General features: G+C 60.9%; 20 protein-coding genes and 1 pseudogene. 8 read left to right on the forward strand and 13 right to left on the reverse strand.

Annotation, left to right across the window (positions count from 1 at the left end; all coding sequences use genetic code 11):
- Nucleotides 1–10 precede the first annotated feature (10 nt).
- The gene (locus tag HJB83_RS21205) at nt 11–2,890 is read right to left on the reverse strand and encodes an AAA family ATPase (protein ID WP_221132574.1); all 2,880 of its coding nucleotides are present in this window, start codon (nt 2,888–2,890) and stop codon (nt 11–13) included.
- Between the two features lie 318 nt (nt 2,891–3,208).
- Between HJB83_RS21205 and HJB83_RS21210 the strand changes: the two genes are divergently transcribed.
- Nucleotides 3,209–4,051, forward strand: coding sequence for an alpha/beta fold hydrolase (locus HJB83_RS21210; protein ID WP_207584749.1), 843 nt, complete (start codon nt 3,209–3,211; stop codon nt 4,049–4,051).
- 30 nt (nt 4,052–4,081) lie between these two features.
- On the opposite strand, the pseudogene HJB83_RS34760 reads toward HJB83_RS21210, so the two are convergent.
- From HJB83_RS34760 to HJB83_RS21220, 3 genes and pseudogenes are all read right to left on the reverse strand, one after another.
- Nucleotides 4,082–4,183, reverse strand: a pseudogene (locus HJB83_RS34760) (ABC transporter ATP-binding protein); the annotation flags it as partial.
- Nucleotides 4,184–4,244: 61 nt separating this feature from the next.
- Entirely contained in the window at nt 4,245–4,856 is a 612-nt protein-coding gene (locus tag HJB83_RS21215; RefSeq protein WP_207584750.1) for a DedA family protein, read from the reverse strand.
- Nucleotides 4,853–5,434 carry a class I SAM-dependent methyltransferase gene (locus HJB83_RS21220; RefSeq protein WP_207584751.1) on the reverse strand — a complete coding sequence of 194 codons (582 nt, stop codon included), beginning with the start codon at nt 5,432–5,434 and terminating at the stop codon, nt 4,853–4,855. Before HJB83_RS21220 ends, HJB83_RS21215 begins: the two co-directional genes overlap by 4 nt.
- Before the next feature lie 267 nt (nt 5,435–5,701).
- Here HJB83_RS21220 and HJB83_RS21225 point away from each other — a divergent pair, with 267 nt between their 5' ends.
- Complete coding sequence (locus HJB83_RS21225; RefSeq protein WP_207584752.1) at nt 5,702–6,376, forward strand: response regulator transcription factor; 675 nt, start codon at nt 5,702–5,704, stop codon at nt 6,374–6,376.
- 38 nt (nt 6,377–6,414) lie between these two features.
- On the forward strand, nt 6,415–7,758 hold the full coding sequence (locus HJB83_RS21230; RefSeq protein ID WP_259671371.1) for a sensor histidine kinase KdpD: 1,344 nt from the start codon (nt 6,415–6,417) through the stop codon (nt 7,756–7,758).
- Nucleotides 7,759–7,795: 37 nt separating this feature from the next.
- Here HJB83_RS21230 and HJB83_RS21235 read toward each other — a convergent pair whose 3' ends face one another.
- Genes HJB83_RS21235 through HJB83_RS21275 form a run of 9 tightly spaced genes read right to left on the reverse strand, consistent with a single transcriptional unit; the run spans nt 7,796 to nt 16,485 of the window.
- Nucleotides 7,796–8,539 (reverse strand): ABC transporter ATP-binding protein, encoded by a 744-nt coding sequence (locus HJB83_RS21235; RefSeq protein WP_221132576.1) that lies wholly within the window; start codon nt 8,537–8,539, stop codon nt 7,796–7,798.
- Nucleotides 8,536–9,393: an ABC transporter ATP-binding protein gene (locus HJB83_RS21240; protein ID WP_221132577.1), complete on the reverse strand. Its 858-nt coding sequence runs from the start codon at nt 9,391–9,393 to the stop codon at nt 8,536–8,538. Before HJB83_RS21240 ends, HJB83_RS21235 begins: the two co-directional genes overlap by 4 nt.
- On the reverse strand, nt 9,390–10,325 hold the full coding sequence (locus HJB83_RS21245) for an ABC transporter permease (protein WP_207584756.1): 936 nt from the start codon (nt 10,323–10,325) through the stop codon (nt 9,390–9,392). Before HJB83_RS21245 ends, HJB83_RS21240 begins: the two co-directional genes overlap by 4 nt.
- A gap of 4 nt (nt 10,326–10,329) precedes the next feature.
- Nucleotides 10,330–11,427 (reverse strand): ABC transporter permease, encoded by a 1,098-nt coding sequence (locus tag HJB83_RS21250; protein ID WP_207584757.1) that lies wholly within the window; start codon nt 11,425–11,427, stop codon nt 10,330–10,332.
- Between the two features lie 5 nt (nt 11,428–11,432).
- Entirely contained in the window at nt 11,433–13,019 is a 1,587-nt protein-coding gene (locus tag HJB83_RS21255) for an ABC transporter substrate-binding protein (protein WP_207584758.1), read from the reverse strand.
- A 43-nt stretch (nt 13,020–13,062) separates the two neighbouring features.
- Entirely contained in the window at nt 13,063–14,016 is a 954-nt protein-coding gene (locus tag HJB83_RS21260; RefSeq protein WP_221115057.1) for a dihydrodipicolinate synthase family protein, read from the reverse strand.
- A 19-nt stretch (nt 14,017–14,035) separates the two neighbouring features.
- Nucleotides 14,036–14,923 (reverse strand): SMP-30/gluconolactonase/LRE family protein, encoded by an 888-nt coding sequence (locus HJB83_RS21265; RefSeq protein ID WP_207584760.1) that lies wholly within the window; start codon nt 14,921–14,923, stop codon nt 14,036–14,038.
- Entirely contained in the window at nt 14,920–15,750 is an 831-nt protein-coding gene (locus tag HJB83_RS21270) for an NAD(P)-dependent oxidoreductase (protein WP_207584761.1), read from the reverse strand. The genes HJB83_RS21265 and HJB83_RS21270 overlap by 4 nt, the downstream gene beginning before the upstream one ends.
- Nucleotides 15,751–15,771: 21 nt before the next feature.
- Complete coding sequence (locus HJB83_RS21275; protein ID WP_207584762.1) at nt 15,772–16,485, reverse strand: FadR/GntR family transcriptional regulator; 714 nt, start codon at nt 16,483–16,485, stop codon at nt 15,772–15,774.
- Nucleotides 16,486–16,787: 302 nt separating this feature from the next.
- Between HJB83_RS21275 and HJB83_RS21280 the strand changes: the two genes are divergently transcribed.
- From HJB83_RS21280 to HJB83_RS21300, 5 genes are all read left to right on the forward strand, one after another.
- Complete coding sequence (locus tag HJB83_RS21280) at nt 16,788–18,728, forward strand: ABC transporter substrate-binding protein (RefSeq protein ID WP_207584763.1); 1,941 nt, start codon at nt 16,788–16,790, stop codon at nt 18,726–18,728.
- Between the two features lie 118 nt (nt 18,729–18,846).
- The gene (locus tag HJB83_RS21285) at nt 18,847–19,833 is read left to right on the forward strand and encodes an ABC transporter permease (protein WP_207584764.1); all 987 of its coding nucleotides are present in this window, start codon (nt 18,847–18,849) and stop codon (nt 19,831–19,833) included.
- 9 nt (nt 19,834–19,842) lie between these two features.
- On the forward strand, nt 19,843–20,964 hold the full coding sequence (locus tag HJB83_RS21290; protein ID WP_207584765.1) for an ABC transporter permease: 1,122 nt from the start codon (nt 19,843–19,845) through the stop codon (nt 20,962–20,964).
- Nucleotides 20,965–20,971: 7 nt separating this feature from the next.
- Complete coding sequence (locus HJB83_RS21295; RefSeq protein ID WP_221115056.1) at nt 20,972–22,693, forward strand: ABC transporter ATP-binding protein; 1,722 nt, start codon at nt 20,972–20,974, stop codon at nt 22,691–22,693.
- A complete protein-coding gene (locus tag HJB83_RS21300; RefSeq protein ID WP_221159584.1) occupies nt 22,690–23,901 on the forward strand; it encodes a mandelate racemase/muconate lactonizing enzyme family protein in 1,212 nt (403 codons plus the stop codon). Before HJB83_RS21295 ends, HJB83_RS21300 begins: the two co-directional genes overlap by 4 nt.
- Nucleotide 23,902: the final 1 nt, after the last annotated feature.

Here is a 23,902-nt window from a genome sequence, read left to right on the forward strand (position 1 = left end):
AAGCTAACATCTAGGCGGGATCAACCATCCGCAGCCGGTGCGCCATCGCGGCTGCAGCGCCGCGGCTGGGGACGGAGAGTTTGCTCAGGATGTTGGAGACATGAACGCTCGCCGTTTTCGAAGAAATGAACAGATTGTCGGCGATCTCGCGATTGCTTTGTCCTGCAGCGACAAGCCGGAGCACCTCGAATTCCCGGTCCGTCAGGCCAAGCGGTGCCTTCGGCATACCGCCGTCCGTCCCACCTCGAAGATCAATACGAGCCTTTGCGGCCAGCGTCTCGATCTGATCGCAGAGGAGGCGGGCGCCGATCGAATGGGCAAGATCAGCGCCTTGCCGTAAATGACCCGCACCCCTGGCGCGCTTGCCGGCATTCACCGCAGCGCCACCGGCCTGCATAAGGGCATAGGCCTGCCGAAAGGGCTGGCTCAAATCAGCCCAGTTTTGGGCAAGCGCTTCCCAGCCATCGAGGTCGGACCCCGCGGTGCGCGACATCTCGGCCGAAATGCCCAGCCTCTCGGCCTCCTCCACTATGTTGCGGCACGGCGACCGAGCGGCAAGGTCCGCGAGCTGCCGGGCGGCATCTTTCTGACTCATATCGACGGCAACACGCATGGCCGAGGCCAGCAGCGGCCATGAGACGCTTCCTTGCTTCTCGATATGGGTCGAAGCGGATCTTATCAGTATCGCAGACTGATCCGTATCGCCCGCCAGCGCGCAGCTTTCGATATCGAATCTCAGAAGATTGGCCGCCATGCGGCTCGCAACCTGAGGACCCGGTGGCAGAGCGCGCAAGGAGCTTGCGGCTGCGGCAATTCGATCCGAATCCCCTAACACCAGGGCAATCTCCGCCTGGCATTCGAAAACATGAACAAGCCCAAGCGGCAGCGGATCCAATGCCGCCATCCGTTCGCACGTCTCAATGGCTTCGGAAACGCGGCCGACGGCGAGCAAGGCGCGGCACAAAGGCGAACCCACGATCGCCCCGATATACCGGGCCTGACCGAACTCGACGGTCCGCGCAAAGATCGCCGGTCCGACTTCGATGACCTCAGCGTATTTTCCTGTCGCAAACAGGGCTTGAAGGAGGGAGGCACCCGCCAGCACCTCGACCCGGCCGATGGAGGCTTGCTCGGCGCGCTTGGCCACGCTCCAATGGGCGTCGATGCGGGAACTGTCCGATGCCATGTCCACAGAGGCCGCGACGATCAGCGCCTCGATACGGTACTCCTCGTCATCGAGCCTCTCCGACAGATCCTTCAGTTCGTCGCCTAAGCGCCTGGCGCGATCGAACTCTCCCCGCAATATCAGCGCCCGGGAAAACTGCCCCAGTCCGTCCGCGCGCAGCCTTGTGGGATCGAGCGCATGATCAAGCGCTCGTTCCAGATCGGCGATTTCGCCTGGGATAAGCGTGTGCTGACGCATCACCGCGCGCTGCAGCAGAAGGGCTGCCAGCTGCGTGCCGTCGCGCTCGGCATCCACCTCGGCGAGTGCGCGTTCGACAAAAGCCAGTCCCTGTTCCGCTTCCGCTGCCCAGCAGGCGGCATCGGCAGCCAGTTCCAGCACCCTGCAGGGATCCGCGCCGATCAAGTCGGCCGCATTATCGACGTCGGGCCACGCCGCCAGCACGAGCTTCAGCATCTCCATCTGGTCCGCATAGGCGAAAGTCGCGGCGCCTTCTGCAGCCGATTGCCAGGCCCACCGCAGGCAATGTTCGGCTTCGCCGGCACCGTGCCAGTGGCGGGCGAGCGCAACGGCATGCCAAACCCGGTAGCTTGGAACCGGACCGCGTTCGAGCACTTCGGCATAGGCGCGATGAATGGCCATCCTCTCGCCGGCAATCAGGTCGCCTCGCACCGCTTTGTGGATAAGGGCGTGGCGGAACGCATATCCGTCGCCATCGGGCACCAGGATCCCGGCCGAAATCGCAGGGCGCAGCAAATCTGCCAGTTCAAGGTCGGACTTATCCGCCACGCTGCGAAGAAGCCCATGGGCGATATGCGGGCCGCCGAGCGCCGCCACCTTCAACAGCTCGGCCGTGGACGCCGGCAAATCCCTGACGGCTTTGAGCAGGTAGTCGATGAGCGAGCCGGGAAAATCCGTACGCAAGCCTCCGCTTGCATCGATGAGGGCCTCGGTGAAAAGCGGTATCCCGCAACACCGCGTATGAACCTCATTGATGACAGCAGGTGTTGGCGGGCGCCCGAGCAGCCCTTTGAGTTGTGCTGCGACCTCCGCCCGCGTGAGGCGGGGAAGCTTCAACACCTCGGCACCCTCGGAAAGGGAGAGGTCGGCAATAGTCGTCCGCAGTGCGTTGCTGCCGCTGGTCTCCTCGGGTCGATAGGTGACGATCAGCATCAGCCGAATTTTCCTCAGCCGCGCCGCGAGGAAGCGAAGCAGATCGCACGTGGTCTGGTCGGCCCAGTGTATATCCTCGACGACCAGGACGAGCGGCATTTCTCGTGCAAGCTCTTCGAACAATTTTCGCAGCGCTTCGAACAGCCGTGCTCTTGCGATGCCCGCATCATACCTTTCGGAGGTCTCGCCGAATTCGGGAAGAAGCCATGCCAACTCACGGGCACCCTCGGCGCCGACAAGCGACCGCGCTGATGGCGCGCCGCGCAGCTGAACCAGTTCATGGAGCACAGCCGTCACAGGCGCATAGGGCAATGCTGATTCCCGCTGCTCGATGCAGCCGCCTTTCAGGAACAGGGCACGGCCGGACAGTCGGTCGGCAAACTCTTCAACCAGCCGGCTCTTGCCGCCGCCGGCTTCTGCCCCGAGAAGAAAGGAACGTTGCCGCCCGCCGGAGACATCCCGGAACGCGGCTTCCATCGCATCGAGTTCTGCTGCGCGGCCAGAGAACAGAGATCGTCTATGAGATGTCGGCACAAAATCCTCCGGTACGTGCGGTTTGAGATTAGCAGAGATGGAGACGTAGTCATCCCATGTGCGGCGAACATCGGCCGAGGAGCGATGTGCCGATTTCGGACACCGGCGATCTCCATCGACGCGCAGCTGTTCAATTTTCCACGGGTGGAAGGGGATTTGGTGTCAGTGCCGCCGCTGTTGCTCCCGAGTGTTTTTGACCTGTCCTACTGAAAATGCCCGATGCGGCACCGCTGCCTTAGCCCCAATATGGGGATGCCTGCTGATACCAGGACCCAAGGTTTTCGCCGCTTCACCCAGTACACGTAAAGGACGCCCCAAGTGAGTGAACGCATTATCAGATTTGACGACGTCGAGATCGCCACGCAGGCATTTGGCAACCCGGCGTATCAGCCGATCCTGTTGATCATGGGCGCCATGGCGTCAATGCTGTGGTGGCCGGACGAGTTCTGCCAAACACTTGCCGATCGCAAATTTTATGTCATTCGCTACGACAATCGAGACACCGGCCGCTCGACGATCTACGAGCCGGGGGAACCTCCCTATACAATGGACGACATGGCTGAGGACGCCATCAGAATACTCGATGGCTACGGTATCGACGGCGCCAATCTGATCGGAATGTCGTTGGGCGGCACGATCGCCCAGATCGCAGCGCTCTCGCATCCCGAACGCATCAAGACGCTGACGCTGATTTCCACCACGCCGATGGGCATTGATACCAGTGCTCTACCGCATACCACCGGCGCCTACATGGCGCATGCAGCGACGGGCGAGACCGTCGACTGGACAGACGATGCCCAGGTCATCGAATTCCTTGTCAAGGATACTCAAGAGATCGCCGGTGTGGCCCATCCCTACGACGAACGGCGGGCGCGCGCCTTTGTCGAACGGGACGTCAGGCGGGCGAAAAGCTTCGTCAGCGCCACCAATCATTTCATGCTGAAGGGCGGCCAGACCTTGAAAGGAAAATTGGGAGAACTGGCCGCGCCCCTGCTTGTCATACACGGAACGGCGGATCCGATTTATCCGGTTGAACACGGCGAACTGCTGGCAAGAACTGTCCGGGGAGCGAAGCTTGTTCGGCTCGAAGGTGGCGGCCACGAAATTCATCCCGATGATTGGGAAGAGATCGTTTCCGCTATCGACGCCCACTTGCGGTGATCCAAGAGAGAGCGAGGGCGTGCCGGATGGCTACGCCCTTCCGTACATCCGGCTCGCGTGCAGCAGGCGTTGCGAATAGGGATGTTTCCACGGTACCTCTTCGACCTCGACGATCTCGCCCGCTTTGGCAACGCGCCGTTAAGCGGGATGCTTGCCTCCCACTCTACGAACTAGCCCTTGCTCGGTCTGAGGCTTATGTTCGCGCCGTCCTCTGCCGCCGCATGAGCCATCGCATGCTGCCTGCAACTACGATTTCAACGGCCACAAGCGCCAAGGACAAGAGAACGCCTGTTTTGACCGGGTCATGGGCGGCTCCGCGCAACACGAATCCGGTGGTCAGGAAAAACGTGTTATAGGTCGTGATCCCGATCGCCGAGGCGACGAGAAAACGATCGGCCCGCAGCTTAAGCACGCCGGCCGGCAACGACAGGTAAAGCCTCGCTACAGGGATTATCTGGCCGCAGAGTGAGACAGCGAAGTGATTTCGGCGATAGGCATTGGCAAGATGCCGATAACGTTCGAGGGGCAGAAAGACGAACCTCCCGTATTTGTCGACCGCCCGAGTGACACGCTCTTCTCCAAAGGAGCGACCGAACGTGTAGACACATGCTGTCCCAATCAACGAACCGCTGGACGTCACGACAATGACGGCAGCCAGCTCCATGATCGTCGACGTGGCGGAGCCGAAGATCAGCAGCATGAGATAGGAGGGTACGATGGGTATGGTCTTTTCGAACACCGCCGCGGCGAACATGCCCAAGACGCCAAATTGAACGACTAGGGGCAACAGCTCCGATGAGCTCATGCCATCGTCTCCTCAACACGCCGCGTAATGCGATAGACCGCTGCGGGTGGAAGGTTGAGATAAGCTCGTCCCAGGCGTTTGGCCTCAAGACCGAGTTCCGCAAGTATGGACTTGTGCACCGGACAGGCAGCCCCATAGGTGAACAGGAAGAACTCGCCGCCGGACTTTAAACAGGAGAAGGCGCCTTTCATGATACTGGCGACCCTTTGATGCGACATGTTTAGCAGTCCCAGGCCGCAAACGATCGCGCCCACCGGAATATCGGACAATGTCAGCCGGTTCAGTTGCTCCGCATTCATTTCCAACAACCGGGCCCGGGGAAACCGCGCTTCCAGAAGCCTTGCGAAGTCCGGACTGCACTCGATCAGAGTGAGGTTTTCTTCCCGGACTCCGCGTTCGATCAGGGCCTGCGTGAATGCTCCCGTTCCTGGTCCAAGTTCCAGAACCTTACCCGTCCGCGCCGTAATGTCCCTTGTCATCAATGAAGCCAAGGCGCGGCCGGACGGTGCAATGGCCGCCACGCTGCGCGGATTGCGAAACCATTCGCCAAGGAACAGAAAAATATCAGTGATGCCCATGCCGCGCTCCGTTCGTTTCGTAAAGCAATGGCAAGAGCATGAGTATTTTTAGGGTGTACATCATTGTTGATCCGGGTCACGGCACCAGACTGAATGCGGAAAGCGTTTGTGCCTCATACACAGCTAATGTCAGTTTTACATGTCGGCAGTCTGTCGCAGCCCGGATTGGCCAGAATTTCGGAAAAACCGGGCTTATGTTTCTCGTGCAAGGTTGCCGACATGGAGCGCCCGTAAGAAGATAAGCCGTTCCAACGAGGTAGGTTCGTCTTGAGAGTATTGTTGGTTGAAGATGAGCCTGAGATGGCATCTGCGCTGCGTGACGCGCTTGCAGGTAGCGGCATGGTTCTCGATCATGCGACCAGTCTTGCTGACGCTGAGCTGATCACTGCGCCCGGCCTGCATGACGTGCTTATTCTCGATCGGCAACTCACTGATGGCGAAGGACTGTCTCTGATTCCGAAGCTGCGCGCCAAAGGAAACCTTGTGCCAGTACTTGTCCTGACCGCCCGGGGGGAGCTGACCGACCGTGTCGAGGGCCTCGAACAAGGCGCGGACGACTATCTGACCAAGCCCTTCGCATTCGAGGAGCTTGTGGCGCGGCTTCGAGCCCTCATGCGCCGACCAGCTACGATGCAGCGCGACATCGTGACGATCGGCCGGCTCTCTTATGACCACTTCAATCACGAGGCCAGGGTCGGCGACAACGCGATTGAGCTGACACGCCGAGAATTGCTCGTCCTTGAAGCGCTGTTGCGACGCCTCGGCCGTATGGTGCCGCGTTCGTCGTTGATGGAAGCCGTCTTCGCAATCGATGACGAGGTGCAGCCGAACGCACTCGACACCCAGGTTTCGCGCCTTCGCAGAAAACTTGCGGATGCGGACAGCGGTGTCATCGTCAACGGTGTCAGGGGAGTGGGTTATCTGTTGAGGGAGGAACCATGAGCCTCGTCGAGCCCCGATCTCTGCGGTGGCGATTGGTCATGCATATCACAACCGCGCAGATCGTGATGCTGGTGGTGATCTTCGTGGGCATGTTCGCCACGATCGGGTTCCTCTGGTACTTCGGACACATCAATCACGGGGTCAATAACAGGACGACACCCGAAGTGGTGCGCAATGCGATTCAACGCGGCCCCGACGGAAAGCTGTTCATCTCCTCCACGCAGGAACTGGTCCAACTCAGATCGCAGATCCCCAATCTCTGGTTTCTGGTTCGAGATGCGAACGGACAGCAACTAATGGAAGGCCGCGTCCCATTGGAGGTCATCTCTGCGGTACCGGCATTGGATGTCATCACGTATGCCGATCTGATCCAGAATTTCGAGAAGGATGCATTGCCGCTCGCGACAGTCCACTGGGAGGAAACACCGGCCGGGCGGGTCAAGATCATGTCGGGCGCGCAGGGACATGTCACCATTGCCCAGATATTCGAGTCGAGCCAAGGTCTCCTGACGGTAATGGCGATATTGATCGCCATTACCACGGTTGCAACGTTTCTTGTGACGCCGTTCGTCGTTCGCCGCGCACTGAAAGGCCTCGACCTCGCGGCCGAAGAGACGAAGAAGATCGATATCCATCGGAGCGGCACGAGATTGTCCGCCAGCGGCGTGCCGCTTGAGATTCTACCCTTCGTCAATGCCGTCAACGAAGCGCTTACCAGGCTCGACAAGGGATATACGGGCCACAGGAGGTTTTTGACCGATGCGGCCCACGAGCTCCGCACCCCAATCGCTATCCTGACGACGCGCCTTTCCGGGCTTCCGTCCGGACCGCTTAAGATCCGCCTACTGGAGGATGCCGCCAGGCTGACCGCGCTGACGGGCCAGCTTCTCGACTTGCAGCGTCTGGAACAGCAGATGGTCGCGTTTACAGCTGTCGACCTGGTAGGCCTTGCCGAGCGCGTCGTCATCGACCTTGCGCCGCTGGCCTTCGGTGCCGAATACGAAATGCTCTTCGAACCGGAGGGTAACAATATACTGGTGTCCGGCGACGAGACGTCCATCGAGCGCGCGCTGACAAACCTTGTCCAAAATGCCATTAACTACGGCGGCAGACAGGGAACGATCAGCGTCCGCGTCTCCGCAGCCGGATGGCTGGAGGTCTGTGACGAGGGGAAGGGAGTTCCAGAGGCGGAGCGAGAACAGATTTTCGAGGCCTTCCATCGCCTACGGCACGATGGTCGTGGGGTGGGCCTCGGCCTCGATCTCGTCCAGAAGATTATGCGCCTGCATGGGGGACGCGCCGAAGTCCGGCCCGGTCCCAGTACCGGCGCCTGCTTCCGTCTGACCTTCCCGCTTACGCCACCGGCCAGGCCGTTGCCGTAACCTGATCTCAAAGGCGAAAATCCACAGCTGTCGCCAGCTACGCCCTTCCGTACATCCGGCTCGCGCGCAGCAGGCGTTGCGAATAGGGATGTTCGACTGCACCTCTTCGCAATGCCTCGATCTCGACCTGTTCGACGATCTCCCCCGCTTCCATGATGGCGACGCGGCTGCACATGTGGGAGACGACGGCGAGATCGTGGCTGACGAGGAGATAGGTAAGGCCGCGCTCGGCGCGCAGATCCTGCAGCAGATTGAGGATTTCGGCCTGAACCGAAACATCGAGCGCCGATGTTGGTTCGTCGAGAAGCAGGACGTCCGGGTTCAGCATGAGGGCGCGGGCGATCGCCACGCGCTGGCGCTGCCCGCCGGAAAGCTGATGTGGAAATCTATAGCTCAGCGCCGGATCGAGGCCGACCGATCTCAGCACCGCATTCACATCGACGGAGTTGGTATCCAGTTCCTGGTTGCGAAGCGGTTCCTTCAGCTGCGAGCGGATGGTCTTGCGCGGGTGGAGCGATCCATAGGGGTCCTGGAACACCATCTGCACCCGGCGATAGAAGGGTCGGCTGCGCTGCCGGTCCAACGTCTCGCCATGGAGCTCGATGCGACCGTCATAATTGGCGTTGAGGCCGGACAAAGCTCTAAGAACAGTCGATTTTCCGCAGCCGGATTCGCCGACCAGGCCGAATGCCGTCCCCCTCTCGACGGTGAGGTTGACATCTCTGACAACAGGCCGCTGGCCGTGTCCGAAACGGATGGTGAGATTGTCGATCCTGATCACCGCGGCGGCTCCAATGCGAGGTCGTCAAGCCAGGCGGGATCCCGCTTCAGGATCGGCAGCCGGGCAGGGGGATTATCGATCGTCGGCAGGGATGCCAGCAACCCTTGGGTATAGGGATGTTTGGCCTTGTCGAGATCGCGCGCCTCGATCACTTCCACGACGCGACCCGCATACATGATGAGGACGCGATCGCAGAAACTCCTGATGAGATTGAGGTCGTGACTGATGAAGATCAAGCCGAGATTGCGGCGCGCAACGAGCTCGTCGAGCAGGGCCAGGATCTCAAGCCTTACCGTCACGTCGAGTGCTGATGTCGGCTCGTCGGCGATCAGCACCTCGGGTTCGGCAATCAGCATCATGGCGATCATCACGCGTTGGCCCATGCCGCCCGATATTTCGTGCGGATAGAGGCGGGCGACGCGCTCGGGATCGCGGATCTGGACGGCTTCGAGCATGTCGAGCGCTTGGGCGTAAGTTTTTGCCTTGCTGACCTTTGGATGATGGAAGCGGTAGGTTTCGGCGATCTGTTCGCCGATCCGCATGACCGGATTGAGCGAATATTTCGGGTCCTGCAGGATCAGGCCGATCCGCCGTCCCCTTATCGTCATCATCGTCCGCTCGTCTGCCTTGATGAGGTCGACGTCGCGAAAAGCCATCCGCTCGGCTCGGACGATCGCGGTCGGCGGCAGCAGCTTCATGATCGCGCGGCCGACGGTCGATTTTCCCGATCCGGATTCGCCGACGATGCCGAGTTTTTCCTGTCCGAGTGCAAAGCTGACGCCCCGCACCGCGCGCATGTGCCCACCGCCATAGGCGATTTCGAGGTTACGAATATCGATCAGGGGCTCTGTCATTCCGAACCTCTCGGATCAAGAACATCGCGCAGCGCATCGCCGACGAGGTTGAAGGCGAGGCTGACGAGCGCAATGGCGATGCCGGGTGCGGCGATCACCCACGGGCTGTCGAGCATGAACTCGCGCCCGCTGGCGGCCATCGAGCCCCATTCCGGCCAGGGCGGCTGCGCACCGAGGCCGAGAAAGCCGAGACCGGCGGCAGTGATGATGATGCCGGCCATGTTGAGGGTGACGCGGACGATCACCGAGGGGATGCACATCGGTAGGATATGGCGGATGATGATCGCAAGTGATGTCGCGCCCTGCAGCCGCACGGCGGCGATATAATCCGCCTTGCGAAGGCTGAGCGTCTCGGCGCGTGCCAGGCGGGCGATCGGCGGCCAAGCCGTCAGCGAGATCGCGATGATCGCGTTGGTGATACCAGGGCCGAGCGCTGCGGCAAAACCCAGCGCCAGCACCAGCCCGGGGAAGGAGAGGAAAATATCGGTGATGCGCATGAGGATTTCATCGACGATGCCGCCGAAATATCCCGAGACGGTGCCGATCAGCAGGCCGAGTGGTGCGACGATGATCGTCACCAGCATGATGATGTAGAGCGTCGTACGGGCGCCGTAGATCACCCGCGCAAAGACGTCGCGGCCGAAATTGTCGGTGCCGAGAAGATGGGCTGCCGAGGGCGGCGCCAGCCGCCCGGCCATATCCTGCGCGATCGGATCGTAGCTTGTCAGTAGTGGGGCTGCCGTCGCCACCACGATCAACAGCACGACGATGAAGAGGCCTGCCAGGCCAAGCGGGTGCAGGCTGAACTTCAGCCAGCCCTGATGGATCTGCTGCGTCGACGACTGAAACCAGCCCTGAGGCTCCGGCGCCAGCAGCCATTTTCTGAAGCCGCCGGCATTGGCGCTGTTTACGTCTTCGGTGGAGATCGTCATGGCGTCACCGTGTTCTCGGATCAAGAATGCGATAAAGGAAGTCCGACAGGATGTTGATGGTCAGGAAGACGGCGCCGATCGTCAGCACCGAACCCATCACGACATTCATGTCGTTCATCTGCAGCCCGCGGGTGAGATATTGGCCGAGCCCGGGCCAGCCGAAGACCGTCTCGATCAGCACCGCGCCCTCGAGCAGCCCGCCGAAGGTCAGCGCCAGGATCGTCAAGAGCTGCACGCGAATGTTCCTGAAGGCATGGCGCCAGACGACCTTGCGGGTGCCGAGCCCCTTTGCCCGCGCGGTGATGATGTATTCCTGGCTGAGCTGTTCCAGCATGAAGCTTCGTGACATGCGGCTGATATAGGCGACGGAATAATAGCCGAGGATTGACGCCGGCAGGATGATGTGGCCGACCGCATTCTGAAACACTTCCCATTGCTGCTGGATTGCCGCATCGATCAGAAGAAAGCCGGTCATCGGCGTGACGAGGCCCTCGTAGAAGACATCGACCCGGCCCGATGCGCCGACCAGCTTGAGCTTGGCGTAGAAGATGAAGAGCGCCATCAGCCCGGTCCAGAAAATCGGGATTGAGTGGCCGGCGAGGGCGATGATCCGGGCAATGTGATCGATGATCGTCCCGCGTCTGACGGCGGCCGTGACGCCCAAGGGAATGCCGATAATGGCGCCGATGATCATGGCGATGATGGCAAGCTCAATCGTCGCGGGAAAAATCATCATGAGATCCGTGAGGATCGGCTGGCCCGTCGTCGCCGACGTGCCGAGGTCGCCTGTGGCGATCTTGCCGACATAGGAGAGGAACTGCATCCAGATCGGCTGCCCAAGCCCCAGCTCATTGAAAACCCGATCATAGACCTCCTTGCTGACCTCCGGCCCGGTGATTGACAGTACCGGGTCGGCGGGAAGCAGGCGGCCCATCGAAAAGGTCAGGAAAAGCAGGCCGAGCAGCGTGGTGACAACAGCCACCACACGCCCCGCTAAGCGTCGAAGCAGGCTGGTCAAGGGGTGCGGGGCTGCATCGGCAAACCCGCCCGCCTGAGAATGACGGCTGCTCTCCTGCTTCGATGTCAGATCGGCGCTTGCCACGCGCTCTACTCCTTGGTCACGTCATGCCAGCGCGTCGACCAGGTCGTATGCCCGTGATAGCCTTTGACGTTGGCGCGCATGACATAGGGGTCGGTTCGCTGGAAGAAGATGACGAGCGGGGCGGCCATGCCGGAGTAAATGCCGTCCATCTTCTTGAAGATATCCGTGCGCTTGACCGTATCGCGCTCCTTCATCGATTGATCGATGAGCGAATTGAGGTCGTCCACCTTCATGCCCGTGCGCCAGAGGTAATAGCTGCCGAGGCGTGCCTCGTCGCTATTGTCGGGGTTGAAGGCATATTGTGTGGCGACGGCAAAGGGATCGGGAAGGCGGGCGCCAGAATTGCCGAGCAGCACTTCGAATTTGCGCTCGCGGAAGGCGGGCGTGAACTCGCCGGGCACCAGATCGAGATCGAGCCCTGCGGCCCGGGCGCTTGCCTGCAGCGCTTCGGCGAAGGGCAGGGTCGCGGCCCCCGACGGATTGAGCACCTTCCTCAAGCCGTTGGGATATCCGGCCTCCGCCAGCAGCTGCTTGGCTTTGGCGGGATCGTAATCATAGCGGACGTCGGCCTGCTCGGGAGCGCCGATCATGCCGCGCGGGATCATCGACTGCCAGGGAAAGCCCGTATACCGCATGATGTTGCCGGAGATCGCCTTCCAGTCGAAGGCGTGCTGGAAGGCCTCGCGGACCTTCGGCTTTTGCAGATCCGGGTCTTTCTGGTTGAGGGCGATGTAGTAGAAGCCGAGACCCGGTACGTTCTCGATCACCATATCCTTCTTGGTGGCGAGCGCATCGAGATCGCCGCTTGCCACATACTGGCCGACATCGACGTCGCCGGCTTCGAGCTGCAGCCGGAGATTGCCGGATTCCGGGATGTGGCGGGCAACGACGCGGGCCATGGCCGGCTTGCCGCCCCAATATTTCGGTTGCGCATTGAAGATAGCGACGTCGTTCGGGCGCCATTGCGCCAGGCTGAACGGCCCGCTGCCGGCGGAATTGGCGGAAAGCCAGGCGCCGCCGAAATCGGCGTTGGCCTCATGCGACAGCACCGTCTTCTTGTCGACGATGCCGAGTGATGAGCCGGCCAGCGAATAGAGCACCAGATCGGTATTCACGGTCTGCGGCAGTTCGATCTCGAGCGTATGTTCATCCTTGGCCCGAACGAGCTTTTCGACATTGTCTGGTGTGAAGCCCCAGAGCGCGACGTCGGTGGAGCCGACCTGGCCCATCTTGATGACGCGCTGGATCGACCAGGCCGCATCCTCGGCGGTCACCTTGTTGCCACTCTGGAAAACGGCGTCGTCGCGCAAGGTGAGCGTGATGATCTTGCCGTCTGGCGAGACGCTCCATTGCGTCGCAAGCATCGGCTTCAGCGTCTTGAGATCCTCAGGCGACAGCTGCACGAGATTGTCGTAAAGATTGGAAATCAGTTCGGAAACCGTGCGCGCGTTATTCTGGGCCGGATCGAGCGTCCGGATACCGGTGAGATTGGTGCCGATCACCAGCATATTGGGCGGCGATGCGGCGAAGGCAGGCTGCGTCGTTACTAGGGCACCGGTAATTGCGATCGTTGTCAGTAGCTGTTTCAGCATCTCTAGACCTCCCAATCCTGTTGTTTTGCGGAAATAGTCGAATTCAGCCGGCCGCCTTGGCAGATTGCTGCCGGTCCGGATCTATTTGAATGGTGCCGTCGGCCTCCCAGCCTCGAAGCAACCGATGAAGTTCCTCGCGATCATTTTGGTCGAGCAGCGGCAATCCCGGCACGCGCACGGGACCGACATCGAGGCCGGAATAGGTGACGGCTTCTTTGACGACCGTGACGTTCGCACCGTTGCGGAATTTGGTCCGCATCCGCTCGAATGGTTCGAGCCGGTTGACGATCGCCCGTGCCGCGGCGAAATCGCCTTGTTCGAGCGCAGCATGGACGGCAAGCGAAAGCTGCGGTGCAACGTTGACGAGACCCGAGGTGAAGCCGCGCGCGCCGGCCGCGGTAAATGTCGGCGCCCAGCTTTCCGCCAGGCCGCAGACGAACAGCGCCCCGGCCGGATCGGCTGCGGGGATGGCTCTGGACAGCAGCATCAGATCGGTCGTTGCAAACTTGATGCCGGCAATATTGCCGTGGTTGGCGAGACGGACGATATCGTCGACCCCGAAACCCTCGGCTCTGACATAGGCGATGAGCGGCAGGGTGGAAGCATCCGCAAGATCGCAGAAATAGCCGATCTGGGCCGATGGTGCTGCGAAAGGATCGACGGGCTGATGCGACATGACGGCGGAGGCGCCGATCGCAGCCGCATCCCTCGCCATACCGATCGCCTCGCGCAGCGAGCGGCCGATGGCCGCCGTCACCGGCGCCCGGCCATTGACGCCTGAAACCGCTGCTTCGTGGACGATCCGGATCTCTTGCGGCGTCAGGGCGTAAAACTCGCCGGTGTTGCCGGCAGCAACGATGTTGTGGATGCCTGCTGCCGCCACTCGCGCATAGACCTTGGCCGTGATCGCAGGTTCGACGTTGCCTTTACCGTCATAGGCCGTGACGGGAACGCCCGACACGCCGGTAAGCGCCTTGCGCATGATCGCGATGCTCATTTCTCTTCCCCGTTCGCTTTCAAGATGATTGGTTGCCGAAGCGGAAGGGCGGCAGCCCCTCTGCATCCACGTCGAAGGCGATGACCGTTCCCGCCTCGAACCGTCCGGTGCGGTCCGTCGACAGGCTGGTGACGAAGAGCGTGCTGAGATCGGGTCCGCCGAAACACGGCATTGTCGGTGCTGCGACGGGCAGAATGTAAATCTCGACGATTTCGCCTTCGCGCGATATCCGGTTGACCCGGCCGGCGGAGACGCCGGCGCTCCAGTAAAGCCCGTCGCGATCGGTCGTCGCCCCGTCCGGCCGCCCCTCATCTTCTGTGAAGCTGCGAAGGCGACGTCCTTTACCGAGACTGCCCGTCTCAGGATAGAAGTCGAATGCCTGCAGGAAACATTGGCGGCTGTCGGAGTGATACATCCGCCGGCCGTCCGGCGACCAGGCGAGACCATTGGAACTCGTCAACCCCGTTGCGACGGTCCGCGTGCTGCCATCGGCCCCGACGCGGAAAAGTGCTGCGTCATTCACCTGCGGCTTGGCTTCGCTGATCGAGCCGACCCAGAAATGGCCGTCGGGGCCGACCTTGCCGTCGTTGAGGCGGCCATTGATATCCCGCCCGACCGGGTCGCACAGAAATTCGATTTTTCCCGAGACGGGATCGAAGAGATGGACGCCCGTCTGAAGGCCCACGACGATCCTGTTGTCTCGGCACAGCCCGAGACTGCCGATCGCCGCCGGCATGTCGAAACGATCGATCTGTCCTGACGCCGAAAGCCGGACAACCGCTGGCGCCAGGATATCGACCAGCCACAGCGTGCCGGTCTCATCGTCCCATACCGGCGATTCACCGACCGTCAGCGGCTGCTGGATGACGGAACGGATTTCTGGGCGGATGATCCGAGGCGCCGTCATTCGGCCGCCTCCAGGCTCTTGGCCAAACCTTCGGCGTCACGCATGCGGATGGTGCCGTCGTGATTGATCTCGCAGAACCCGCCACCCTGGAACGCAAGCGCTACCGGCCCTTCAGATCCCTGTTCGATGCGGGCGTGATCGCGCGGCCGGTCCTGTGGTTGGTAACCGAGCCTCGTTGCCAGATCGTTATCCCACCATTTCTCGTCGGTATCGGAAACGCCGTAGATGACTGTCGCGGCGATCAGCGGGTGGGACAGCCCGATCCGCACCAGCTGCGCCAGATCTCGCGCGCTGATCCAGATCGCAACCGATCGCTCGCTGTTGGGGTAGGTGCCGGCATTGCCGATACGGATGGAAAGGGAGCGAATGCCCGACGTGTCGTAGTAGAGCCCCGCCACCAGTTCGCCCCAGCATTTGGAAAGTCCATAAGGGCTGTCGGGGCGCATGGGATCGAGCGGCGATATGACTTCGTCACGCGGATAGAAGCCGGTCGCATGGTTGCTCGACGCATAGACGACCCTGGGGATCTTGTTGATCCGTGCCGCTTCGTAAAGATTGTAGGTTCCGAGCACATTGGCGTGCAGAATGGCGTTCATGTCGATGCCGCTTGCGATGCCCGCCAGATGAACGATGCCGTCGATATCTTTCAGCGCAGCCGTTGCCTCGTCGAGCTTTGCAAGGTCGACCCTTACGAACGTCTCGTTTCCGCCGAGCTCAGCCGGTTCCTGCAGGTCGATCAGGCTGACGTGCTCGACATGCCCGCGGAGGAGCGGGCGCAGCAGGGTTCCTACACGTCCGGCAGCACCCGTCACAGCGATCCGTTTCATCGTTCTTCCTCCCATTCTCGCTCAAACGCCCTGGAACATGCGGGCGCGGGCATTCAGTATGTGTTTCTTCATTGCATCGTGAGCTTCGGTTTCCTGCCGTGCGAAGATCGCCTCCACGATCACCGCGTGCTCATCCTGGACGCTACGGATCTGCTCCAGGGTCCGTTTCAGGCTCAAGCTTCGCGTAACCGAATGGCCGATGGCGAAATGCGGCCTGAACCATTCGCGAACGGTGATGTGGAACTGGTTGCCGGTCGCCATGGCGATTGCATCATGCAGAGCCTGGTCCTCCTCGGCGCCGAGCTCTCCGTTGCGCAGGCATTGCTCGATCGAAAGAAGCGCTGCGGTTATCCGTTCCCTGTCGTCCGGCTGCCAGTTTCGCGCGGCAAGCTCCGCCGCCTCGGCTTCGAGACCGGCGCGGAATTCGAAAAACCGCTGAACATCCGCGAGCGATCCGACCGGCACCATTTTCAGCATCGACGAATCCGGCCTCTGCCTGACATAGGAGCCGGAGCCCTTGCGTGAAACGACCAGACCATCGGCTCTCAAGCGTTCGAGCGCTTCGCGCACCACGGGTCTCGATGCGCCGAAATCAGCAGCGAGCTTCGTCTCCGACGGCAATCGTTCGTTCACCGGAAAGTTGCCGTCGGCGATCATCCCCACGATTTTCTCGTAGATGATGTCGCTGAACCGCGTTGCGGCTCTGTTCGAAACGGCGTCGACCGCGAATGTCATGATCGTCCTTTTCTCTGAACGCTGTGGGCTCTTGCTGTCGCCGGCATCATATCTCCATGGCAGCTCACAGCTTCTAACAGATCGCCGTATTTAGTTCGCTGTAGCCTTGTATTCCGGGCAGGCAATTCAAGTTCTGATGTTGCATCGCTACAAAATTTGTAATTATCTGTCAACTCTTGTAATCATTTGGGAACGTGTCTATGGTTCGGTCGTAGCGCCGAGGAGGGCGCAGGCGGCGGGTCGGGAGCCCGCCGCATCCGCCGGTCTAAAAAGCTGCGCCGGCATAAAAACGGAGGAACTCGATGCCTAATGAAATACTGTCGCGTGGCGTTACCCGCCGCGCCGTGCTTGGCGGCATGGCCGGTGTCGCCGCGCTATCCGTCGCTGGTCGCGTCTCCGCCGCCGCAGGCGGTGAAGCACCCGCACTTGCACAGCTTGTGAAAGATGGAAAACTGCCGCCGCTCGCCGAGCGCCTGCCGAAGAAGCCGATGGTCGTCAAGCCGTTCGAAAAAATCGGCACCTATGGCGGCTCTCTGCGCCGCGGCCTTCGCGGTTCATCCGACCATAACGGCATTCTGCGCATGGTCGGCAACCAGAGCCTGGTGCGCTGGAACCTCGAGTTTACCGCTGTGGAGCCGAACCTTGCCGAGCGCTGGGAAGTCAGCGACGACGCGACGCAATTCACCTTCCATCTCATCGAAGGCGTGCGCTGGTCGGACGGTCATCCCTTTACGGCCGATGACGTCGTTTTTGCGATCGAAGACTGCGTCAAGAATACCGAGCTCTACAGCTCGACACCAGCGCAGCTTGCTGTCGCCGGCAAGCCGGTGACCGTCGAAAAAATCGACGACTATACGGTGAAGTTCACCTTTGCGGCGGCCAACGCGCTTTACCTGGAAAACCTCGCCACGCCGCTTGGTCAGCATCCGACGCTCTTTCCAAAGCATTACTGCAGCCAGTTCCTGCCGAAATATAATCCCAATATCGAGGCCGATGCGAAGAAGGCCGGCGTCACCAGCTGGACGGAGCTGTTCCGCAGCCGGTGCGGTGACATCGAGATCCCGTCGCGGTGGGGCAACGTCGACAAGCCGACGCTCGATCCATGGGTGGTGAAAGAGCCTTATGCCGGCGGCGCGACGCGTGTCGTCATGACCCGCAATCCCTATTTCTGGCAGGTCGATACCGAAGGCAACCAGCTTCCCTACATCGATGAGATCAACTTCGGCATCTCGCAGGACGTCGAATCGCTGATGCTGAACGTCATTTCGGGAAAGATCGACATCCAGGAGCGCCATATCAGCGTGCTTGCCAACAAGCCGACGCTGTCCAAGAACATGGAAAAAGGCGACTATCGACTGCTGACGCTGGTGCCTTCGGCCTCGCAACAATGCCAGATCTATTTCAATATCACCCACAAAGATCCTGCCATGCGCAAGATGTTTGCGGACAAGTCGTTTCGGCAGGCCTTGTCGATCGGCATCAATCGCCCAGAGCTCATCGATATTGTCTATTTCGGGCAGAGCGAGCCTTACCAGGCGGGGCCGCGTCCAACCCATCCGTGGTATAACGAGAAATACGCGCGCCAGTTCACCGAATTTGACGCCGACAAGGCAGGCGCGATGCTCGATCAGGCCGGCTACAAGAAGGGCGGCGACGGCTTCCGCCTTCGGCCCGATGGCCAAAAGGTGTTCTTCTCGATCGACGTCATTCCGACGTTATATCCCGATCTGGTCGACGCGCTCGAACTGGTCAAGACGCATTGGGCCCAGATCGGCATCGACATGAAGGTCAATACCATCGAGCGGGCGCTTTATTACACCCGCGGCGACGACAATGCCCATGATGCGCAGGTGTGGCCGGGGCCCGGCGGTCTCGATCCGATGCTTGATCCGCGCGATTTCTTCGCCTTCCATCCGCAGGGTTCGCGTTACGCCATTCCGTGGACGCTTTGGTACACCTCCAACGGTGCACGCGGCGAAGAGCCGCCGGAAAGCCAGAAAAAGCGCATGAAGCTCTTTGACGAAGCGCGTTCGACGGCCGATCTCGACAAGCGCGGTGCGGTCATGAAGCAGATCTTCGACATCGCCGCGGAGGAATTCGAGACCGTCGGGCTTTGCCTCGCGGTCGGCGGGTTCGGCATCATCCGCAACAATCTGCGCAACGTTCCCGAGAAGCAGCCGGATAGCTGGTCCTGGCCTAATCCGGGGCCTGCGTTGCCACAGCAATTCACCTTCACGAGCTGATTCGGATCTCCGGCGCCGTGCCATCAGGCACGGCGTCTTCCTTCAAGTCTGTCCCCCAATGCCTTTTCGGCCGTCCAGCCGAAGGAGTCGGGGCGGCGTTCAATGCAAGAGACGCCCTATGCTGGTCTTCATCGCCAAACGCTTCCTATGGATGATTCCATCGCTTTTTGCCGTCAGCTTTCTCGCTTTCGTGCTGATCCAGCTGCCGCCGGGCGACTATGTCACGACCTATATCGCAACACTGGCGGCATCCAACGAAATCGTCGATCAGAACACGGCGGCACAATTACGCGAGCGCTTCGGCCTCGGCGATCCGATGCTCGTCCAATACTTCAAATGGATATGGGGCATCCTCTCGCGCGGCGATTTCGGCATTTCTTTCGAATGGCAGCAGCCCGTCTCCGACCTTATCTGGGAGCGCATGGCGCTGACGCTTGTTCTGGCCCTGTCGACATTGATCGCCACTTGGGCGATCGCCCTGCCGATCGGCGTCTATTCCGCTGTGCGCAAATATTCGATCGGGGACTATTTCTTCACCGCCTTCACCTTTTTCGGCCTGGCCGTTCCGTCCTTCCTGCTGGCGCTGGTGCTGATGTATGTCGCGGCGGTCGAATTCGGACAGGATGTCGGCGGGCTGTTTTCGCCCGAATACGAGAACGCGTCCTGGAGCTTCGCCAAGATGATCGATCTCTTCTCGCATCTCTGGCTTCCGGTCATCATTCTTGCCGTTTCATCGACCGCGAGCCTCATCCGTGTCATGCGCGCCAACATGCTCGATGAACTGCCGAAGCCTTACGTGACGACGGCAAGGGCAAAAGGTCTCTCAGAGTTCCGGCTGCTGATGAAATACCCAATGATGATCGCGCTCAATCCGTTCATCTCGACCATTGCCTGGCTGCTGCCCAACCTCATTTCCGGCTCGGTTGTCGTCGCCATCGTCCTAAATCTGCCGACGGCCGCACCTTTGCTGCTGCAGGCGCTGATGGCCCAGGACATGTATCTGGCCGGTGCCTTCGTTCTGCTGATCTGCGCTCTGACGCTGATAGGCTCTTTGATCAGCGACATCCTGCTTGCGCTGGTCGATCCCCGCATCCGGTTGGAATAGGAGCCTAACGTGGCTGACATCACCGTTACAAATATTCAGCCGGATCGCGCTGCCGTCGCATCGCAGTGGCAGTTGATCTGGTGGGCTTTCCGCCGGCACCGGCTGGCCATGGTGGCGCTTGTCGTCACCGTGATGATGTATATCGTTGCCCTGGTTCCCGGCTTCTTCGCCATCAACGATCCGAACCTGCAAAATGCGCGGGCGACCTTTCACCCACCGCAGAGATTGCATCTGATCGACACGCAGAATGGCTTTTCCTTCGGCCCGCATTATTATCCGATGAAGCTGACCCGCGATCCGGAAACACTGGCCGCCATCTTCAAGGAAGACACGACAAAGCGTGTCGACGTCCAATTTTTCGGGCGCGGCTATGAATATTCCGTATTCGGTCTGTTCAAGTCAAACATCCACCTGATCGCCTCGCCCGACAAGACGACGCCGCTGCTTCTCTTCGGCGCCGACAGGCTTGGGCGCGATGTTTTCAGCCGAACGGTGCAAGGCTCGCAGATCTCGTTGTCGATCGGCCTCGTCGGCGTCTTCTTCTCGCTCATGCTCGGTATCGTGCTCGGCGGTATCTCGGGATATTACGGCGGCCGCATCGATTTCTTTATGCAGCGCGTGATCGATTTCGTTCTGTCGCTGCCGACGATACCGATCTGGCTCGCCATGGCCGCGGCCCTGCCACAGGATTGGCCGGCGACGCTGCAGTATATGATGATCACGATCATCCTGTCGCTGACCGGCTGGGCGCAGCTTGCCCGCGTCGTTCGCGGCCGCTTCCTGTCGCTGCGAACAGAGGAGTTCGTCGCCGCCGCGAGACTCGACGGCGTTCGCGAAAGACGCATCATCTTTCGCCACATGCTGCCGAGCTTTGCCAGCCACATCATTGCGTCGATCACGCTTGCGGTGCCGGCGATGATCCTTGCCGAAACCTCTCTCTCCTTCCTGGGGCTCGGGCTGCAGCCGCCGACCATCTCCTGGGGCGTGCTTTTGCGCGAGGCCCAGAACATTCGCTCGATCGCCACCGCGCCATGGCTCTTCATGCCGGGCTGCGCCGTCGTGGTCGCCGTGATGGCGCTTAACCTTCTCGGCGACGGCCTGCGCGATGCGGCCGATCCGTACAACAAATGAGGCCGGCATGACCGATATCGTTCCCATCGCCGGCAGGCCGCTGCTCCAAGTGAAAAACCTGACCGTCGAATTTCCACTGCGGACCGGCATCTTTCGCGCCGTCAGCGACCTGTCTTTCTCGATCGAACCGGGCAAGACGCTTTGTGTCGTCGGCGAAAGCGGATCCGGCAAGTCGGTGACAGCGCGTTCGATCCTGCAGATCGTCGACGCGCCTGGCCGCATATCCGGCGGATCGATCATCTTGAACGATCAAAACGGCGGCTCGACCGATCTGACCAGCCTCAATCCGCGCGGGCGTCAGATCCGGGCGATCCGTGGCCGCGACATCGCCATGATCTTCCAGGAGCCGATGTCGTCGCTGTCGCCGATCCACACGGTCGGCAACCAGATCGTCGAGGCGCTTCGTCTCCACACCAGGATGAGCAAGGCAGAGGCGCGCACTGAGGCCATATCGCTGCTCAAGCAGGTCGAGATTCCCTCGCCGGAAAAGGCGTTGGATCGGTATGCCTTTCAATATTCCGGCGGGATGCGCCAGCGCGCGATGATTGCTATGGCACTCGCCTGTAAACCTCAGCTCCTAATCGCCGACGAGCCGACCACGGCTCTCGACGTGACGACGCAGGCCGAGATTCTCGACCTGATCGCCCGCCTGCAAAAGGCCAATGGAATGGCCGTTCTGTTCATCACGCATGACATGGGTGTCGTGGCCCAGATCGCCGACGATGTGCTGGTGATGCATAACGGCGTCGCCAAGGAATATGCGCCGGTCGAGCAGATCTTTCATGCGCCGCAAGACGACTATACCCGCATGCTGATCGGCTCGGTGCTGAAGCTGGAGCAGAAGGCGGAAATCCGCCTGGCGCGCGCGCCGCTCGACAGAACCCAAGCGCCGATCCTCGAACTGCGCAACGTCTCGATGGATTTCGGAGAGGTGAAGGCGCTGGACGATGTTTCCATTTCGCTGCTGCCGGGCGAGACCCTCGGCATCGTTGGCGAGAGTGGCTCCGGCAAGACGACGATGGGCCGCTCGATCATGCGGCTGCTCGATCCGACTGCCGGCGAAATCCTGTATCGCCGCGCCGATGGCGACATCATCGATCTGGCGACGGCAAAAGGTCCCACACTGGCCGCCGCGCGCCGCGAATTGCGTATGGTGTTTCAGGATCCTTTCGGCTCCCTCAATCCACGCATGACCGTCTCCCAGATCATCGGCGAGCCGCTGCTAGTCAACGGCGTCGCCAAGGGGCGGGCGCTGGAAGAGCGGGTTTGCCATCTGATGGAGCAGGTTGGCCTCGATCCGAGAGCACGCGAACGCTACCCCCACGCGTTCTCCGGTGGTCAGCGCCAGCGCATCGGCATTGCCCGGGCCATCACGCTCAATCCGCGCGTCATCGTCGCGGATGAGGCAACCTCGGCGCTCGATGTCTCCGTGCGCTCGCAGGTGCTCGATCTCTTGATGCGCCTGCAGGACGAACTCGGCCTCGCCTATATCTTCATCAGCCATGATATCGGCGTCATCCGTTACATGTGCGACCGTGTCGGCGTCATGTACAAAGGCCAACTCGTCGAAATCGGCGAGGCGGAGAAGGTCTGCCGTACACCCGAGCACGCCTACACGCAGGCGCTGATATCAGCGATCCCCCGTCCAGATCCGCGTGACCGCGATCATTCCAGGCGTTTCCGCTACGTCGCGCCCGACAACCTCAGGAATGGAAGTTCTCAGAGATGAAGATCACCGGGATCCGCACTTTTCTGATGCATGTCGGCCAGCCAGACCCCTCGAACTGGGCTTCCGACCAGCGTTCCGGCGGCGGCGCCTCCAAGCAGTTCGGAGGCACCAGAAACTGGCTCTTTTTGAAGGTTGATACCGACGAGGGTATCACCGGCATCGGTGAATGCTCGGGCTGGCCGCGTGTCGTCGAGACCGCGATCCATGATCTTGCACCCCTCCTCATCGGCGAAGATCCGGCCCATATCGAACGGCTGTGGCAGAAGATGCATATCGCCATGATGGGCCATGGTATGCTCGGAACCGTCGGAGGCGGTGCGATGACTGGCATCGACATGGCCCTATGGGACATCAAGGGCAAGGCGCTTGGCGTGCCGGTCTGGATGCTGCTCGGCGGCAAGGTGCGCGACCGGATACCGATCTATTCGCATGCGAATACGCCCGAGCGCGCACTTGCGCTCAAGGAACGCGGGATAAAGGCGATCAAGTGCGGCGGGGTCGCCGATCCCATTCGCAAGGTCGCCGCGCTCCGCGATGCCGTCGGCGACGACATGGACATTGCCATCGACCTGCATGGGCCGCCGTGGCTGACGCCTGCGGATGCCTGCCGCCTGGTGCGGGCGCTCGAGCCCTATGAATTGATGTGGGTGGAAGATCCAATCGCGCCGGAGAATATCGACGGCTACCGGCGTATCCGCGATGCAGCTTATGTGCCGCTTGCGGCCGGCGAGCGCTCGGCGACCATCTTCGGCGAGCGCGAGCTTATCGAGAAGGAACTGGTCGACGTGATCCAGCCGGACACCGGCCGGGCAGGCGGCATCACCCAGATGAAGAAGATCGCCGCCATGGCCGAAGCCCATCATATTCAGATGGCGCCGCATTCCGGCTCGCTCGGGCCGGTGGCGGAATATGCGGCCTTGCATCTGCTTGCGGCAATCCCGAACGCTCTCATTCTCGAGCGCCTCGACGATGACTGGGACGGCCGCCGCCGGACGATCGTGCCGCATCCGCAACAGGTCGACGGTTTGATCGCCGTTCCCGATGGCCCAGGACTTGGCTGTGATATCGACGAAGCCTTCGTGGCGCGTTTCCCCAGTGCCGGCAACGTCTCGGTGCCGGCAGCTGCCGGCGTCTATAATCCCGGAACCGACAACGAGCACGTCTACGTGCAGACGCGCGTGGCGCGTCGCAATTATTTCAATCGCTAGA

Source organism: Rhizobium sp. NZLR11 (assembly GCF_019685115.1).
Lineage (GTDB): Bacteria > Pseudomonadota > Alphaproteobacteria > Rhizobiales > Rhizobiaceae > Rhizobium.